At 63.5% G+C, this 14,745-nt stretch carries 16 protein-coding genes and 1 pseudogene; 9 read left to right on the top strand and 8 right to left on the bottom strand.

All coding sequences use genetic code 11. The features are described 5' to 3' along the window. Positions 1–109 precede the first annotated feature (109 nt). Positions 110–1,525, bottom strand: coding sequence for a purine-cytosine permease family protein (locus INT12_RS18295; protein ID WP_169882078.1), 1,416 nt, complete (start codon positions 1,523–1,525; stop codon positions 110–112). A gap of 216 nt (positions 1,526–1,741) precedes the next feature. Here INT12_RS18295 and INT12_RS18290 point away from each other — a divergent pair, with 216 nt between their 5' ends. Further along, complete coding sequence (locus tag INT12_RS18290; RefSeq protein ID WP_046383797.1) at positions 1,742–2,653, top strand: LysR substrate-binding domain-containing protein; 912 nt, start codon at positions 1,742–1,744, stop codon at positions 2,651–2,653. A gap of 83 nt (positions 2,654–2,736) precedes the next feature. Here the strand turns inward: INT12_RS18290 and INT12_RS18285 are convergent, their stop codons facing one another. From INT12_RS18285 to INT12_RS18265, 5 genes are all read right to left on the bottom strand, one after another. Continuing rightward, on the bottom strand, positions 2,737–3,129 hold the full coding sequence (locus tag INT12_RS18285) for a hypothetical protein (protein ID WP_141123522.1): 393 nt from the start codon (positions 3,127–3,129) through the stop codon (positions 2,737–2,739). Positions 3,130–3,262: 133 nt separating this feature from the next. After that, positions 3,263–4,405: an acetylornithine deacetylase gene (gene argE, locus INT12_RS18280; protein WP_046488419.1), complete on the bottom strand. Its 1,143-nt coding sequence runs from the start codon at positions 4,403–4,405 to the stop codon at positions 3,263–3,265. Next, on the bottom strand, positions 4,402–5,079 hold the full coding sequence (locus INT12_RS18275; protein WP_046488416.1) for a DUF1028 domain-containing protein: 678 nt from the start codon (positions 5,077–5,079) through the stop codon (positions 4,402–4,404). The genes argE and INT12_RS18275 overlap by 4 nt, the downstream gene beginning before the upstream one ends. A gap of 10 nt (positions 5,080–5,089) precedes the next feature. Next, positions 5,090–5,500: a RidA family protein gene (locus tag INT12_RS18270; RefSeq protein ID WP_046383793.1), complete on the bottom strand. Its 411-nt coding sequence runs from the start codon at positions 5,498–5,500 to the stop codon at positions 5,090–5,092. Positions 5,501–5,522: 22 nt separating this feature from the next. Then, positions 5,523–6,854 (bottom strand): flavin-containing monooxygenase, encoded by a 1,332-nt coding sequence (locus INT12_RS18265; protein WP_413468879.1) that lies wholly within the window; start codon positions 6,852–6,854, stop codon positions 5,523–5,525. 88 nt (positions 6,855–6,942) lie between these two features. Between INT12_RS18265 and INT12_RS31330 the strand changes: the two are divergent. Further along, positions 6,943–7,182 (top strand): annotated as a pseudogene (locus tag INT12_RS31330) (hypothetical protein); the annotation flags it as partial. 18 nt (positions 7,183–7,200) lie between these two features. Then, entirely contained in the window at positions 7,201–7,530 is a 330-nt protein-coding gene (locus INT12_RS18260; protein ID WP_046383791.1) for a DHCW motif cupin fold protein, read from the top strand. Positions 7,531–7,545: 15 nt separating this feature from the next. Here INT12_RS18260 and INT12_RS18255 read toward each other — a convergent pair whose 3' ends face one another. Next, positions 7,546–8,013, bottom strand: coding sequence for a copper chaperone PCu(A)C (locus tag INT12_RS18255; RefSeq protein WP_193039906.1), 468 nt, complete (start codon positions 8,011–8,013; stop codon positions 7,546–7,548). Next, positions 8,013–8,618, bottom strand: coding sequence for an SCO family protein (locus INT12_RS18250; RefSeq protein WP_046383789.1), 606 nt, complete (start codon positions 8,616–8,618; stop codon positions 8,013–8,015). Before INT12_RS18250 ends, INT12_RS18255 begins: the two co-directional genes overlap by 1 nt. Positions 8,619–8,799: 181 nt before the next feature. On the opposite strand from INT12_RS18250, the gene INT12_RS18245 reads away from it, so the two are divergent. The 6 genes from INT12_RS18245 (at position 8,800) to hemN (ending at position 14,653) form a co-directional block, all read left to right on the top strand. Continuing rightward, positions 8,800–9,183 carry a DUF2946 domain-containing protein gene (locus INT12_RS18245; RefSeq protein ID WP_193039905.1) on the top strand — a complete coding sequence of 128 codons (384 nt, stop codon included), beginning with the start codon at positions 8,800–8,802 and terminating at the stop codon, positions 9,181–9,183. A 62-nt stretch (positions 9,184–9,245) separates the two neighbouring features. Further along, a complete protein-coding gene (locus INT12_RS18240) occupies positions 9,246–9,791 on the top strand; it encodes a putative natural product biosynthesis protein (RefSeq protein ID WP_193039904.1) in 546 nt (181 codons plus the stop codon). 223 nt (positions 9,792–10,014) lie between these two features. Then, positions 10,015–11,331, top strand: coding sequence for an OprD family porin (locus INT12_RS18235; protein ID WP_046488407.1), 1,317 nt, complete (start codon positions 10,015–10,017; stop codon positions 11,329–11,331). A 95-nt stretch (positions 11,332–11,426) separates the two neighbouring features. Further along, on the top strand, positions 11,427–11,870 hold the full coding sequence (locus INT12_RS18230) for a CopD family copper resistance protein (RefSeq protein WP_193039903.1): 444 nt from the start codon (positions 11,427–11,429) through the stop codon (positions 11,868–11,870). Between the two features lie 90 nt (positions 11,871–11,960). Then, positions 11,961–13,271, top strand: coding sequence for a coproporphyrinogen III oxidase (locus INT12_RS18225; protein WP_046488404.1), 1,311 nt, complete (start codon positions 11,961–11,963; stop codon positions 13,269–13,271). Next, positions 13,268–14,653 carry an oxygen-independent coproporphyrinogen III oxidase gene (hemN, locus tag INT12_RS18220; RefSeq protein WP_046383783.1) on the top strand — a complete coding sequence of 462 codons (1,386 nt, stop codon included), beginning with the start codon at positions 13,268–13,270 and terminating at the stop codon, positions 14,651–14,653. The genes INT12_RS18225 and hemN overlap by 4 nt, the downstream gene beginning before the upstream one ends. The last annotated feature ends 92 nt before the right edge of the window (positions 14,654–14,745 follow it).

Below are 14,745 nucleotides of genomic sequence, written 5' to 3'. Positions count from 1 at the left end.
GTGCAGGTTGATTCTATTGTGTAGGGCTGCGAAACCCTGTCGCCGACCAATGCCAGCGACGGGGCGAACTATAAAGTGCGGTTAATCGAGGCGCAACCGACAGGCTGTTTCAAACTCCACTCACCAGCGTCCCCTCCGCCATCCGCCGCTTATACGCACTGTCCCGACTCGCCAACCAGAAATACAACGGCGACGTCACCACCAACCCCACCACCCACGACAAATCCGCGCCGTTGATGTGCTGCGAAATCGGCCCCACGTACAGCGGTGTGTTCATGAACGGAATCTGCACCGCGATCCCCACCGCATAGGCCAGCAGCGCCTGGGGGTTGTAGCGCCCGTAGATCCCGCCGTCCACGCGGAAGATCGATGCAATGTCGTACTTGCCTTTATGGATCGCGTAGAAGTCGATCAGGTTGATCGCCGTCCACGGCACCAGTACCACCAGCAGCACCAGGACCATGTCGACGAAGTGGCCGATAAAGTCTTTCGAGGCAAATACCGCGGCCACCGAACAGGCCGCGAGTACGATGATCGAGATCACGGCGCGGCTTTTCGCGGTGGGGATCCAGCGGTAGGCGAAGGTCTGCACCAGCGTGATGATCGACAGCACCGCACCGTACAGGTTGAGGGCGTTGTGGCTGATCACGCTGAGCAAGAACAGCACCAGCATCAATGGGCCGATGGCGCCGGTGGCGAGTTTGACCGCGTCCATGGTGTCCATGCCCACCGGGGTGGCGAGCACCGCGACGGCGCCGAAGATGAACGACAGGCTCGAACCCAGCGCCGAGCCCAGGTAGGTGGTCCAGAAGGTCGACGCGACGGGTACGTCGGCCGGCAGGTAGCGCGAATAGTCGGAGACGTAGGGCGCGAACGCGATCTGCCACAGCGCCGCCAGGGACACGGTGGCCAGCCAGCCGGAGAGGTTGAAGCTGCCGCGGGTCAGAAAGTCGCTGGTCTGTATATGGCTGAAGATGTAGCCGAAACCCAGCACGATCCCCGCGCCCAGTACCCAGGTGCCGATGCGGTTGAGTACGTGGATGAAGCGGTAGCCGATGATGCCGATGATCCCGGAACCGATGGCGCCGATCACGATGCCCACCGGCACAGGCACGCTGTCGACCACGCCGTGCAGGGATTTACCGGCCAGCACGATGTTGGAGGCGAAGAAACCGATGTACATCACCCCGGCGATCACCACCACCAGCAACGCGCCGAGGGAGCCGAATTGTGCGCGGCTCTGGATCATTTGCGGGATGCCCATCTGCGGGCCCTGGGCCGAGTGCAATGCCATCAGCACGCCGCCGACCAGGTGGCCGACGAGGATGGCGACGATGCCCCAGATCAGGTTGAGGTGGAACAGTTGCACGCCCAGCGCACCCGTGACGATCGGCAACGGCGCGATGTTGCCGCCGAACCACAGGGTGAACAGGTCTCTTACCTTTCCGTGGCGATCTTCCGGGGGCACGTATCCAATCGTGTGTTTTTCGATAAGCGGGGCGCTGGATGTTGCAGTGGTAACCATGACGAGCTCCAAGGCAAGGTGAGTACGTTGACGTACTTCGCTGTGCGCCGCTCAGCGGCGCTTTGTTGTTGGAGCGATCATCTGCAATGGGGGCGGGGAGGTAAATTAGTAAGTTTGTTGCTATAGACCTTAAAAAAAGTATCTCGCGTGGCCACGCGCTCCGGTATGTTGCCCGCTTGTGTCCTGGGGCGAAGTCCCACATTTGCGGAGGGCCCGATGGCTGCCTATAACCTGCGCCAGCTCAGATATTTCGTCACCACGGCCGAGTGCGGCAGCGTCGCCGAGGCGTCGCGCAAGCTGTATATCGCGCAACCGTCGGTGTCCACCGCGATCAAGCAACTGGAAGACAGCTTTGGCGTGCAGCTGTTTATCCGCCATCACGCCCAGGGCGTGTCGCTCACCCCCAGCGGCGCGCGCTTTTATCGCAAGGCGCTGGAGCTGCTGCGGGTGGCCCACGAGTTCGAGCAGAACGCCCTGGCCGACAATGACGTGGTGGCGGGGCAGATCGATATCGGCTGCTTCGAAACCGTCGCGCCGCTGTACCTGCCGCGTTTGATCGCCGGTTTCAAGGCGCGCTGGCCGGGGGTGGAAATCCGCATGCGCGATGGCGAGCAGCAGGAGTTGGTGCAGGCGCTGACGGCCGGCAGTATCGACGTGGCGATGCTGTTCGAGCATGACCTGGGCGCGACCATCGAGACCACGCCGTTGATGCCGCCGCAGCAGCCGTATGCGCTGTTGCCGGCCGATCACCGCTTTGCGCAGCAGGCCAAGGTGTCGCTCGCGGACCTGGTGCTGGAGCCGATGATCCTGCTGGATGTACTGCCGAGCCGCACGTACTTCGTGAGCATCTTTGAAGAGCGTGGCTTGACGCCGAACATCGTGTTCAGCTCGCCGTCGATCGAGATGGTGCGGGGCATGGTGGGGCGCGGGTTTGGCTTTTCGATCCTGGTGACCAGGCCGTTTACCGAGTACACCTATGACGGCCAGAAAGTCGTGTGCCTGCCGCTGGCGGAAACCGTCACCGGCTCGGGCTTGTCGGCCGTGTGGTTGCGCCGCGCACCGTTGACCAAGCCGGTGCAGTTGTTCGTCGATTACTGCCGCGAGGAGCTGGCGCGTTTGCTCGCCTGATCGGCGCGCTCAAGCCTGGGCCAACAACGCATCGGCCCGGCTGTCCTGGGTCACGCAGGCGTCAACTCTGATCGGCGCTGGGATTACTCCTCGGGCCCGACATTCCGGATGTTCAGTTGCTTCAACCGTGCGTCGAGTTGTGTGCCGAAGTTGTTGACCGCCTTCAAGTGCCCTGGGCTGTAAGTGTCATCCGGACGGTCCGGGCGGAAGTGGACGGACAGCGGCACCACGTTGCCCGGAGGGTTCAAGTTGTTATCGAGGTAGGGCCTGCCGTGGCTCGGGTTCAGATCCTTGATGCCGTTAGCTTCTGCCACGTCAAAAAAGACATCCAGCGTGCGGTATGCATCCTCTTCTCTTACGCCCATGCGTATGCTTTCCCTGTCAGGTACACCCGCTTCGGGGCGCTGACGCAACTCTTCAGGCGGCGCAGCGTTGAGCGGGTTGTTCAACGGCGAGTGCGGTGGAATTCCTATCATGGTCAATACTCAAAGGCTGTTGAAGTGAAAACGGCTATTAGCCGTTTTCCTATGTGGGCCGCCTTCAAGTACGGTTCCATCAGCTGCGGGTAGCGATTGATGCAGGGTATGTCGCCGGCACAGCCGAGGGCCGTCAACGCAGCGCGTTCAGTATGCTGTGCAACATCTGATCGCACTGTGCCAACTGCGCCACACTCACAAACTCGTCCGGCTTATGCCCCTGGTCCATGCTGCCGGGCCCGCACACCACCGTGGGAATGCCCACCGCGTCGAACAACCCGCCCTCGGTGCCGAACGCTACCGTGCCGAACGCCCGCGAGCCGCAAAATGCCGCGATCAACTCGGCCGCCTCGCTACGCTGATCGGTCATCAGCCCCGGATACGCCGACAGCTCGGTAAAGCGAATCGCACTCTGCGCGCTCACCGCCTGCATGCGCGGCAATACCTGCTGCTCGGCGTAGGCGCGCAATTCATCCGCCACCGCTTGCGGGGCCTGGCCCGGCAGCGCGCGGACCTCAAAATCAAACCGGCAGTCGGCGGGCACGATGTTCAACGCCTTGCCCCCGCCAATCACCCCGGTTTGCACCGTACTGAATGGCGGATCAAAGCGCGCATCCTGCTTATCGCGCAGCCGTTGGCCGATGCGTCCCAGTTCTCCGATCAATTCGGCGGCATGCTCGATCGCATTCACGCCATGGGGCGCATACGCCGAATGACAGGCCGCGCCATGCACATCGCAGCGCATCGCCAGCTTGCCTTTATGGCCGAGCACCGGCTTGAGTTCGGTCGGTTCGCCGATGATGCACAGCATCGGCTTCACCGGCCGCTGCGCCAGCACGCTGAGCAACGAGCGCACGCCCAGGCAACCGACTTCTTCGTCGTAGGAGAGGGCGATATGCACCGGCCGGCGCAACGTCGCTGCGACCAGCGCCGGCACCAGGGCCAGCACGCAGGCGATGTAGCCCTTCATGTCCGCAGTGCCCCGGCCGAACAGCCGGCCGTCGCGTTCGGTCAGTTCAAACGGCGGCACGCTCCACGGCTGCCCATCCACTGGCACGACATCGGTATGCCCGGACAGCACAATCCCGGGCACCTCCACCGGGCCGATGCTGGCAAACAGGTTGGCCTTGGTGCGGGCCTCGTTGTAGATCAGTTCGCTGGCCACGCCGTGACTCGCCAGGTAATCGCGCACAAAGGCGATCAACTGCAGGTTGGACTCGCGGCTGGTGGTATCGAACCCCACCAGCGTCTGCAGCAATGCGCGGCTGCGGCTCATCGCTCGTCCCCGGCGACGCCATAGCCGGGCGCGTGGTCGGGGGCCAGGGCGCGGTCGATGTAGGCCTGCACTTGTGGGCGATAGGCATCCCACAGCGTGTGCAGTTGGCCGATCGGGTTGGCGTCGGCCCAATCCACCCGCAGGTCGATGATCGGCCAGGTCAGTTCGCCCACCACCTGCAACGCGGCCGAATGCACCGGGCCGGCTTCGCCACCGGCGGCGATGGCGGCATGCATCGCGGCCAAGAGTCGCTCGGCCAGTTGGCCTTCGCCTTGCTCGAAGGCCTGGACCATCGCCTCGATCACTGCGCGGTCGGCGAGCATATTGCCGGCCGCGACGCACTGTTCGCCCGACACCGCGTGGTGCTTGCCGAGGGTTTGGCTGCCGCTGAAATGCACGCTGCGGCCCAGGTGATCGATCGCGGTCAGTTGGCGGTATTGGCTGTAGCCGTTGCGGGTCAGCGCCTGGTCGATTGCGGCGGCGGGGGCGAGGCCTTGTTGCAGCAGGTCGAGCACGTCCGGGCCGAGGGCCGGCAGCGTGATGTTCTGGGTCGCGACCGCACCGACACCCGGCCGCAGCCAGGGGCAGCGTGCGCCGACGGCGATGCTCGAAGAGCTGATGGCGATGCCCAGTTGGCCGGTGTCGGCGCAACGGCCGACGATTGAAAAGGTCATGTACGGCTCCTTACTCGGGAATCACGGCGATCACATCGATTTCCATCAGCCACTGCGGCTGGCCCAGGGCCGATACCACCAGCCCGGTGGAAATCGGGAACACGCCCTTGAGCCATTTGCCGACTTCCTGGTACACCGGCTCGCGGTAGCGCGGGTCGATCAGGTAGGTGGTGGTCTTGACGATATGGCTGAGGTCGCTGCCGGCTTCTTCCAGCAGTTGCTTGACGTTGCGCATGGCCTGCTCGGCCTGGGCACGCGGGTCGCCGAGGCCCACCAGGTTGCCGTCGAAATCGCTGCCGACCTGGCCGCGCACATACACGGTGTTGCCGGCGCGCACGGCCTGGCACAGGTCGTTGTCCAGGCTCTGGTTGGGGTAGGTTTGTTTAGTGTTGAACATGCGGATGCGCGTGTGGGTAGGCATCAAAAAACTCCGGGAAAAATGATCAGGCGCTGACAGGAGACGGGCGCACGAGCGGGGCCGCGACGCGATATTCGAGGTACTGACGCTGGGTGGCGATATGGTCGGCGAGGTATTTGGCGTCATGCCACACGCCCCAGATAAACGACGAGCCACGGCGCGACTGCCAGGGCAAACCGAGGAAGTAGATGCCGGCCTCGCTGGACACGCCGCGCTGGTGCTGCGGCTTGCCGGCGGCGTCGAACGCATCGACCTTCAGCCAGCCGTAATCCACGGCAAAGCCGGTGGCCCAGATGATCGAGGTGATGCCGGCGCGGGCCAGGTCCAGTTGCAGGATCGGCTGTTTCACGCACTCGGCATCGGCGAAGACGCGCCGGGCTTCGGGCTCCACGGGCAGGTCGAGGCCGTTGCGTTCGATATATGCATCCGCCGCGTCCAGCAGGGCCAGGTAGTTTTCGTCGCCGCGTGCGAGGTTCTCCAGCAGGGTGGGTTGGAAGGTGGCCACGCCGCCATGGAAAGACTCGGTGGGCCCGACCAGGGTCATGCCGCGCAGGGCCAACTCACGGAAGTCGATGGTCTTGCCGCCGTGGGCGCCGCTCACGGCAATGGTCACGTGTTCGCGGCCGGGCTTGATCGCGGCCTGGTCCCATTCGCCCAGTACACCGAGCCACCAGCAGAAATCACGCTGGCGATAGGCACGCGGCGGGCGGTCGTGGGCGCCGACCGACAGGTACACCTGGCGGCCGCTGCGCTGCAGTTCATCGGCGATCTGCACCCCCGACGAGCCGGCGCCCACCACCAGCACCGCGCCTTGGGGCAGTTGGTCGGGGTTGCGATAGTCGGCGGAATGGATCTGATGCAGTGCCGTGTCTGTCGGCGCGATCGCCGGGATCACTGGCGTCTGGAACGGCCCGGTCGCCGCCACCACGCGGTTGGCTTCGATCACGCCGTCGCTGGTGTGTACGGTAAAACCGGGGCGGCCGACATTGCGCAGCACCGAGGTGACTTCCACGCCGGTGCGGATCGGCGCATTGAACTGGCGTGCATAGGCTTCGAAGTAATCCGCCACGCGCTCTTTCGGCGCGAAGGCATCCGGGGCGAGCCCCTCGAAGGCGAGGCCGGGAAAGCGGTCGTGCCAGGCCGGCCCGTTGGCCACCAACGAATCCCAGCGGCCGCTGCGCCAGCGCTCGGCGATCCGACTGCGTTCCAGCACCAGGTGCGGCACGCCGTGCTTGCTCAAATGCTCGCTCATGGCCACGCCGGCCTGGCCGGCGCCTACCACCAGGGTGTCTGTTTGGGTGATTGCTTGCGTCATGTGTCTGTCCTTGCGTAATGCAGTTGGATTCAGCTTGGGCATGACTTCAAGGTAGGGGCCGGGCGGTTTTTAATAAAATATTATTAAGCTGGGAAGTGAGCATAAATATCGGATGCAAAGGGCCTCGGCAGGCGATGGCAAGGCGATGCTGGATCACCTCGAAGCGCTGGCGAGGACGCTCAGGATCGAGGAGTTGGTGCTGGATGCGAGGTTGAATGCGGCCACCCGTTACCGGCGGTGCGGGTAGGTGGAGCACGATGAGGCGATTTACCACTCGCCGTCGGGGTTGCAGTGGGCGTGTATCCCAAAAAAGCCGGCGATCTGTGTCTGTCGCGCAGCCCTCCAGGTGGTTAGGGTCGAGTCACGTTAACTGACGACCGAGCCCACCATGGAACTCACTGCTGTCCCGTTTGGCATCACCGACTGGTCCACCCTCGAACCCGAGCTTCATCCAGGCATCACCGGCAGTGCCTGGTGGCGCACTGGCCACTTTGGCACCACCCGTGTACGCATGGTCGAATACACCCCCGGCTACCTGGCCGATCACTGGTGCTGGCGTGGGCATGTGCTGCTGTGCCTGGAAGGCGAGCTGCACACGGAACTGGAAGATGGCCGTCAATTCACGCTGACGGCCGGGATGAGTTATCAGGTGGGAAACAACATGGAAGGGCATCGCTCCTCGACGCGGGTTGGCGCCAAGCTGTTCATTGTGGATTGAACCGGCGCCAGCCCATCAATGCATCTTGCCAGGGGCCATGCCATCCAACCCGCGGGCAGCGGCCTTGACCTCGACGGTCTGCCGCTCGCCCTTGGCGTTTTCCACGGTCAAGGTCAGCGGCACCTGGTCGCCTTCCTTGATCTGCCCGGTCAGGCCCATCAGCATCACGTGATAACCGTCCGGGTCGAGCTTGACCGGGGTGCCTGCGGGCAGGGTGATCGAGTCCACCGGGCCCATTCGCATCACATCGTCCTTCATGCTCATTTCATGGATCTGCACGTCCTTGGCCACCGGCGAGGCGACGCGCAGCAGTTTGCTGTCGCTGTCGGCCGTCACGGTCATGAACGCGCCACTGGATGGCTGGCCCGGCACCGTGGCACGCACCCACGCGTCGCTGACTTGGACCTGGGCGCTGGCGTGCGCGGCGAGGCCCAGCAGGGACAGGCCGATCAGGGTGTGCTTGAGGTGTTGAACGGCAGTCATTAGCAGACCTCCATGACGGTGAGCAGGTCTTCTGCACACTCTTTAGCGTTAAGGGATGCCGACAGGCCCAGGCGCAGGTTGCCGCGGGTGTCGAACACGAAACTGGTGGCGGTGTGGGACAGGGTGTAGGTGTCGCCGGCGGGGACCTTTTCATAAAAGATCCCGAATTCCTTGGCGGCCACGGCGATCTCTTCCGGGGTGCCGTACAGCGCTTCGAAGCTGGGGTCGAAGGCCTTGACGTAGCGGTCGAGGATCTCTGGCGTGTCGCGTTCGGGGTCGAGGGTGATAAAGATCACCTGCATGATCTCGCCGTCGCGGCCCATCAGTTTCTTGGCCTGGGCGGCGCGGGCGAGGGTGGTCGGGCACACGGCCGGGCACTGGGTGAAGCCGAAAAACACCACCGGCATCAGGCCACGGTACGAACTCAAGGTGACGGTTTCACCCTGGGTATTCTTGAGCTTGAAGGTGCGGCCCATGATCTTGTCGCTCAAGTCCTTGCCGTACTTGAAATTCAACTTGGGGCTGTTGTCACAACCGGCCAGCAGGCCCAGACCCAACAGGCCCATGCCGGTCAGGACCTTGCGGCGGGTGAATAACGTACTCATCAACTGTGCATCCTGTGAAGCGCCTGCCTTGCTCTGGATCTATACGCCAGGCGTTGAAAAGGAGTAAACGCGGAGGGCGCCAAGTCTACCAACCCTGGCCGATGCGCGTAATCTGCGACGTTCTGCCACAGGGGCGCGCCGCGCTTCATCCCTTCGGGGCTTCGATGGTAGAGTCGCCGCCATGAAACTGCGCTGCTCGGACCGTTCGCTGATCGCCTGGACCCTGTACTTCTGCGTCCTGCTGAACCTGTTTGTGTGCGGTTTGGGCCATGGCCAGATGCTCGGCCAGCAGCTCAATGGTGTCGGTGGCGCGTTCTGTTCGGTGGACAGCAACCAGGCGCCACTTTCCGACAAAGGGTTGGGTAGCCCGGCTTCCAGCGATATCTCGAATTACTTTGCCTGCCCGGTGTGCGCTGCCGTGAGCGTGGCCATCGTGTTCCTGATCGGCCTGGCCTGGCTGCTGGGCCTCGGCCAGACCCCGCGGCCGGCCCATGAACGGCGTAACAAGGCGCCGCCGCGTTATTCCTGGCCCTCGGCCAACCCCCGCGCATCCCCCGCATTCTGACGTGTGCCTTGGGCTTCCTGTGATCAGGAGGCGTTTTATCGTCACGACTGTGAGTGCGTTTTATGAACCCTCTATTGCCTGCCGGCGCCAGCCGCCTGGTCAGCAAGGCGTCGCGCCGCCTGCACACGGAGCCGGCGCGGCCGGAATACCCGAGCAATTCGCGTAGCTTCGTGCATCTGGATGCACGCCTGTTGCCCTATTGGCACACCTTGTTCGACATCTGCCCGGCGCTGCTCAAGCTCGACCCGCCCGAAGGCTTGAACCTGTTTCGCAGCTTCATGACCTGGGCCTACCGCAACCAGCTGGCGCAGGACTGGACCTGGCACCTGAACATCGGCCGCTGGCTGCTGGGCTCGCCGTACCGCGCGCAGATCGACGATGAACCGATCGACGCGTTCATGGCCGCGGCGGCGGCGCGGTGGGTCGACACCGATGACAGCCAGGCCCAGGGTGTGGTCCTGGTCTGGCAGGGTTCGGAAGTCTTCGATTGGAAGGGCAGCGCGTTTGCGCTTGATGAACAGCCGCCGTTGCCGCCTCCCGCCTGGGACTTCGCCTGGCGCCCGCTGACCCGGCGTGGCGGTTTTAGCGCTTGGTTGCCGGTGCCGTGAAGTGCCCGCCGCCGACGCCCCGTGGAGGCTTGCACGCCCCGGCGAGGCTGGTGGGCTCCGGCGATTGTTACAAAAAATGAAAAACTGAATAACGGTTTTAGCGACTATTTCCCGGCTGCCCAACGCTATACCGTGCGCGCACCCGTTAGATGCAGCACCACCCGACCAACAAAGAACAGGGTTGGGCTGTGACGGGTCGCCTCAATTACTTTCAGGAGCCTTCATGAACCACAAGACTTGCATGGCGCTCGCCGTCTCCCTGGGCGCCGCGCAGCAGGTGGCTGCGTCGGGTTTTATCGACGACAGCAAAGCCACCCTCGACCTGCGCAATTTCTACTACAACCAGGACACCCGTAACGCCAAAGCCCCTACGGATAAGGAGTGGGGCCAGGCGTTCATGTTCAACTACCAGTCCGGTTTCACCGAGGGACTGGTCGGTTTTGGTCTGGACCTGCAAGCCATGTATGGCCTGCGCCTGGACGCCTCGGGGCGCGCGGGCAAGGCTGGTGAAGACAACACCCCCGGCAGTGTTTTCCCGTTGTCCGATGGCAAGGCCGCCAACGACTTCAGCAAGACCGGTGCCACCGGCAAGATGCGTATCTCCCAGACTCAGTTCAAAGCCGGCACGCTGATGCCCAAGCTGCCCGTGCTGACGACTGAAGACGGCCGGCTGTTGCCGCAGACGTTCCGTGGCTATCAAGTGGACTCCAAGGACCTGCAGGGCTTCAACCTGATCGCCGGTAAAATCGAGCAGGTACTGGACCGTAACTCCAGTAACGGCCAGGGCATGTCCATTGTCGGTGCGAATGATCCGGTCAAGGGCAAGTCCAGCAACCAGTTCTACTACGGTGGGGTGGATTACGCCGTCAGCAAGCAACTGCAACTGCAGTACTACTACGCCAACCTGGAGAACTTTTACCAGCAGCACTTCTTGGGCCTGATCCACAACTGGCAGTTGCCGGTGGGCCAGTTCAAGACTGACCTGCGCTATTTCTACAGCACCGCCGACGGCAAGAACGCCAGCGCCGCCGGGCGTGGCGAAGGCTATGTCAGCTCGGGGTATTACGGCGCGGGCGTCAACGCCGGCAAGGTCGACAACCGCCTGTGGAGTGCGCTGTTCACTTACGGCCTGTACGGGCATTCGCTGAGCCTCGGTTATCAGAAGACCACCGGTGAAAGTGACTTTCCGCATATCAACCAGGGGCAGGGCCGTTCGCTGTACCTGATCACCAACTCCCAGTCGCTGAAGTTCGTCAATGCCGGGGAACAGGCCACGGTAGGCAGCTACGCCTACGACTTCAGCAGCCTTGGCCTTCCGGGCCTGCGCTCGAGCGTGACCTACATCCGCGGCAGCCACATCCAGACGGCAGGTCGCGACAACAGCGAGTGGGAGCGCGACCTGCGTGTCGATTACGTGATCCCCTCGGGCACGTTCAAGGGCCTGGGCCTGACCTGGCGCGGTGCGGTGTGGCGCGGTAACGACTCGGCCGACAAGGACGAGACGCGACTGATCGTCAGCTACAGCATCCCACTGCTGTAAGCCGCACTCTCGCAACGCTTGATCGGTATCAAGGCCACGCGTTGCGCCAGGCCGCACACTGAAGTCCCAACGGCCGGTCCCCTTGAGAGGCCACCATGCTTTACCCCGTGTTTTTAGTGGCCCACCTGTTCGCCGCGCTGATCTTCATCGGCACGGTGTTTTTCGAGGTGCTGATCCTGGGGCACCTGCACCGGCAATTGCCGGCGCGGGTGATGGTGTTGGTGGAGCAGGGCGTCGGCCAACGTGCCCGGGTATTGATGCCGTGGGTGTTGCTGGTGCTGTTCGGCGCAGGCCTGGGCATGGTCTGGCTGCGTTACCTGCCGGTGCTGGCTGCGCCGACGGCCTCTGCTTTCGGCACCTTGCTGACCCTCAAGCTGATCCTGGCGGTCAGCGTGCTCCTGCATTTTCTACTGACCATGGCGCGCATGCGCTGGGGCTCGGTGAGTGCGCGCTATGTCCGCTGGGTGCATCTGAGCCTGTTCGCGCATATGGTCGCCATTGTGCTGCTGGCCAAGGGCATGTTTTACCTGAACTGGTAGACGGGCGGGGCTGCGACCTTGATGCACATCAAGGCGTGTGGCCCAAGCGCACCGGACAATGCACCACCGCCGCCCGAACCGGAGTCCGTCATGCGTACCCTTCTTCATCCCGCTCGCTTTCGTCACGATCAAGGCGTGTTGGACTTGGCTTGCCAAACGGACACCCGTCGCTTCCATGCCGGTGTCGGCTCCCTTGACCTGTTGCGCGCCTTGCGCAACAGCCGCCAGTGCCAGCGGCCCCTGGCATTGAACCTGCACTGGCCGGCGGGCGACGTTGGCGCTGAGTATTTGCACAGCCTCACCCAGGAAATCCAACTGATCGGCTGCCAACTCGGCGGCCGCCAGCCGGTCGATCACTTTCACCTGCGCGGCACCACACCGGCGTTCGCCCAGGTGCAGCAGTTGATGGCGCAGTTGCACGAGCGCTTCAATTTTCTCGACCACGACCGGGGTGACTACTGCGTCGACCTCGACCCCGGGCACACGGACTGGGCCACCATGGGCCTGCTGCGCGAACAAGGCTTCAACCATGCAAGCATCGGCGTGCCGGACGCCAACCGCGAGGGGCCGCTGTGCCAGGCGCGGTATCAGGACCCGGCGCCGATCGAATCGCTGGTGGATGCGGCCCGCACCTTCGGGTTTCGCTCGGTGAACATCGACCTCGGCTACGGCCATGCCTGGCAGACCCCGGCCAGTATCGAGCTGAAACTGGCCAGCCTGATCGCCCTGGAGCCGGATCGCTTGCAGGTATTCGATTACGCCCATGCGCCTGTGCGCTATCAATCCCAACAACCCCAGGCGTTCAGCAGCGAGGCGGATAAGAGCGCGATGCGCCGTATTTGCTTCCAGCTCCTGGCCGCGGCGGGCTATCACTACATCGGCCTGGGGCAGTTCGCCCGGGCCGACGACGACCTCAAGCAAGCCCAGGAACGCGGGCGCCTGAGCCGTAACTGCGAAGGCTTCACCCTGCACGGTTACTGCGACCACATCGGTTTCGGCGTGGGCGCCATCAGCCAGATCGACACGTTGTGCGCGCAGAACACGGCCGATGCCCGCGAGTACCGTGAGCAATTGGGCAATGGTCAGCTCGCCACATGCCGGGGCTGGTTCCGCGAAACCTCTGACCCGGTGCGCCTGCACGTGGCCGAACGCCTGGCCTGTGACCTGGAGCTGGATGTGCAGGCGGTGGAACGGCGCTACGGCCTGGTGTTCGCACGCTATTTCGCCTACCTCTGGCCGTTGCTGGAAGCGCTGCACCGCGACGGTCTGATCGAGCTGTCCCCGACGTTCATCTGGTTGCTGCCCGCCGGCCTGCCGCAGGTGGACGGTATTTGCGCATTGTTTGAACGTGCCGTGCTCGCCACCCCGGTCAGCGCCAACGACGAGGTGATCGACACATGAGTGCTTTTGAATTCGACCGTGCCCTGGTCCACAAATACGACCGACCGGGGCCACGCTATACCTCGTACCCGACCGCGCCGCAGTTCAACAGCGCCTTTGCCCTGGATGACTATCACCAGGCGGTCCGCGCCAGCCATGAGGTGGCCGCGCCCAAGGCGTTGTCGGTGTACATCCACATCCCGTTTTGCCAGAGCCTTTGCTATTACTGCGGTTGCCACAAGATCATCACCCGCAAGACCCATCGGGCCGTGGAGTACCTGGCGTATCTCAAGCGTGAGATCCAGATGCAGGCGGCGCTGTTCGAGCGTTCCCGGCGCCTGACCCAGTTGCACCTGGGCGGCGGCACGCCGACCTATCTGGACGACGCGCAATTGGCCGAGCTGATGGCCTGCCTGGCCGAACACTTCACCCTGGATGACAGCGACGCCCATGAGTTCTCCATCGAGGTCGACCCGCGCACCATCAGCGTTGAGCGGATCAACACGCTGCGCGGCCTGGGCTTCAATCGCCTGAGCTTCGGCGTGCAGGACTTCGACCCCGACGTGCAGGCGGCGGTCAATCGGGTGCAAAGCGAAGCGCAGATCCTGCAACTGGTGGCCGCGGCGCGTGAGGCGCGCTTCAAGTCGGTGAGTGTCGACTTGATCTATGGCCTGCCGCTGCAAACCGTGGACAGCTTCGACGTGACCTTGAGCAAGCTGATCGCCCTGCGCCCTGATCGGGTGGCGGCCTACAGCTACGCACACCTGCCGAGCCAGATCCGCGCCCAGCGCATGATCCGTCCCGAAGACATGCCGCCGCCGGCGCGCAAGCTGGAACTGCTGGAACTGACCATCCGCCGCCTGACCGAGGCCGGTTACGTCTACATCGGCATGGACCACTTCGCCTTGCCCGACGACGAACTGGCGCTGGCCCGTGCCAACGGCACCTTGCAGCGCAACTTCCAGGGGTATTCGACCCATGCCGACTGCGACCTGATCGGCCTCGGCGTGTCGGCCATCGGCAAAGTCGGTGACAGCTACAGCCAGAGCGTCAAGGAACTGTCCCAGTACTACGCCCGACTCGACGCGGGGATGCTGCCGGTGCAGCGCGGCTATCGGCTCAACCCGGATGACGTACTGCGCCGCGAGGTGATCAATGGCCTGATGTGTGATGGTCGAGTCGACTTCCCACAGATCGAGGCCACCCATGGCGTGCGCTTCAACGACTATTTCGCCGAGGCACTGCTGCAATTGGACGAGCAGGTGGCGGACGGGTTATTGCTGATCCAGGCCGACGCGCTGCAACTGTTGCCCAAGGGCCAACTGATGGTGCGCAGCGTGGCGATGGCCTTTGACGCCTACCTGGGCGGCGCGCACAAAGGCCAGTTTTCCCGCACGGTTTAAGCGAAGAGGCCTGTATCCGCTGTGGGAGCTGTTGATCGCCATGTCCGCCCGCAGCGCGGTCCCACATTTGATCGTGGTTGTTTTTGAATACC

This window comes from Pseudomonas sp. K8 (assembly GCF_014889455.1).
In the GTDB taxonomy this organism is placed as follows: Bacteria; Pseudomonadota; Gammaproteobacteria; order Pseudomonadales; family Pseudomonadaceae; genus Aquipseudomonas; species Aquipseudomonas veronii.
Note: the sequence above shows the minus strand (reverse complement) of the source record. Positions and strands in the feature narration are given on the sequence as shown.

Coding starts and splice junctions, on each gene's coding strand:
- INT12_RS18285 (WP_141123522.1), bottom strand. CDS start 3,129: ATGATAGGAATTCCACCGCACTCGCCGTTGAACAACCCGCTCAACGCT.
- INT12_RS18290 (WP_046383797.1), top strand. CDS start 1,742: ATGGCTGCCTATAACCTGCGCCAGCTCAGATATTTCGTCACCACGGCC.
- INT12_RS18265 (WP_413468879.1), bottom strand. CDS start 6,854: ATGCCCAAGCTGAATCCAACTGCATTACGCAAGGACAGACACATGACG.
- INT12_RS18230 (WP_193039903.1), top strand. CDS start 11,427: ATGCTTTACCCCGTGTTTTTAGTGGCCCACCTGTTCGCCGCGCTGATC.
- INT12_RS18235 (WP_046488407.1), top strand. CDS start 10,015: ATGAACCACAAGACTTGCATGGCGCTCGCCGTCTCCCTGGGCGCCGCG.
- hemN (WP_046383783.1), top strand. CDS start 13,268: ATGAGTGCTTTTGAATTCGACCGTGCCCTGGTCCACAAATACGACCGA.
- argE (WP_046488419.1), bottom strand. CDS start 4,405: ATGAGCCGCAGCCGCGCATTGCTGCAGACGCTGGTGGGGTTCGATACC.
- INT12_RS18240 (WP_193039904.1), top strand. CDS start 9,246: ATGAACCCTCTATTGCCTGCCGGCGCCAGCCGCCTGGTCAGCAAGGCG.
- INT12_RS18275 (WP_046488416.1), bottom strand. CDS start 5,079: ATGACCTTTTCAATCGTCGGCCGTTGCGCCGACACCGGCCAACTGGGC.
- INT12_RS18295 (WP_169882078.1), bottom strand. CDS start 1,525: ATGGTTACCACTGCAACATCCAGCGCCCCGCTTATCGAAAAACACACG.
- INT12_RS18255 (WP_193039906.1), bottom strand. CDS start 8,013: ATGACTGCCGTTCAACACCTCAAGCACACCCTGATCGGCCTGTCCCTG.
- INT12_RS18270 (WP_046383793.1), bottom strand. CDS start 5,500: ATGCCTACCCACACGCGCATCCGCATGTTCAACACTAAACAAACCTAC.
- INT12_RS18245 (WP_193039905.1), top strand. CDS start 8,800: ATGAAACTGCGCTGCTCGGACCGTTCGCTGATCGCCTGGACCCTGTAC.
- INT12_RS18260 (WP_046383791.1), top strand. CDS start 7,201: ATGGAACTCACTGCTGTCCCGTTTGGCATCACCGACTGGTCCACCCTC.
- INT12_RS18225 (WP_046488404.1), top strand. CDS start 11,961: ATGCGTACCCTTCTTCATCCCGCTCGCTTTCGTCACGATCAAGGCGTG.
- INT12_RS18250 (WP_046383789.1), bottom strand. CDS start 8,618: ATGAGTACGTTATTCACCCGCCGCAAGGTCCTGACCGGCATGGGCCTG.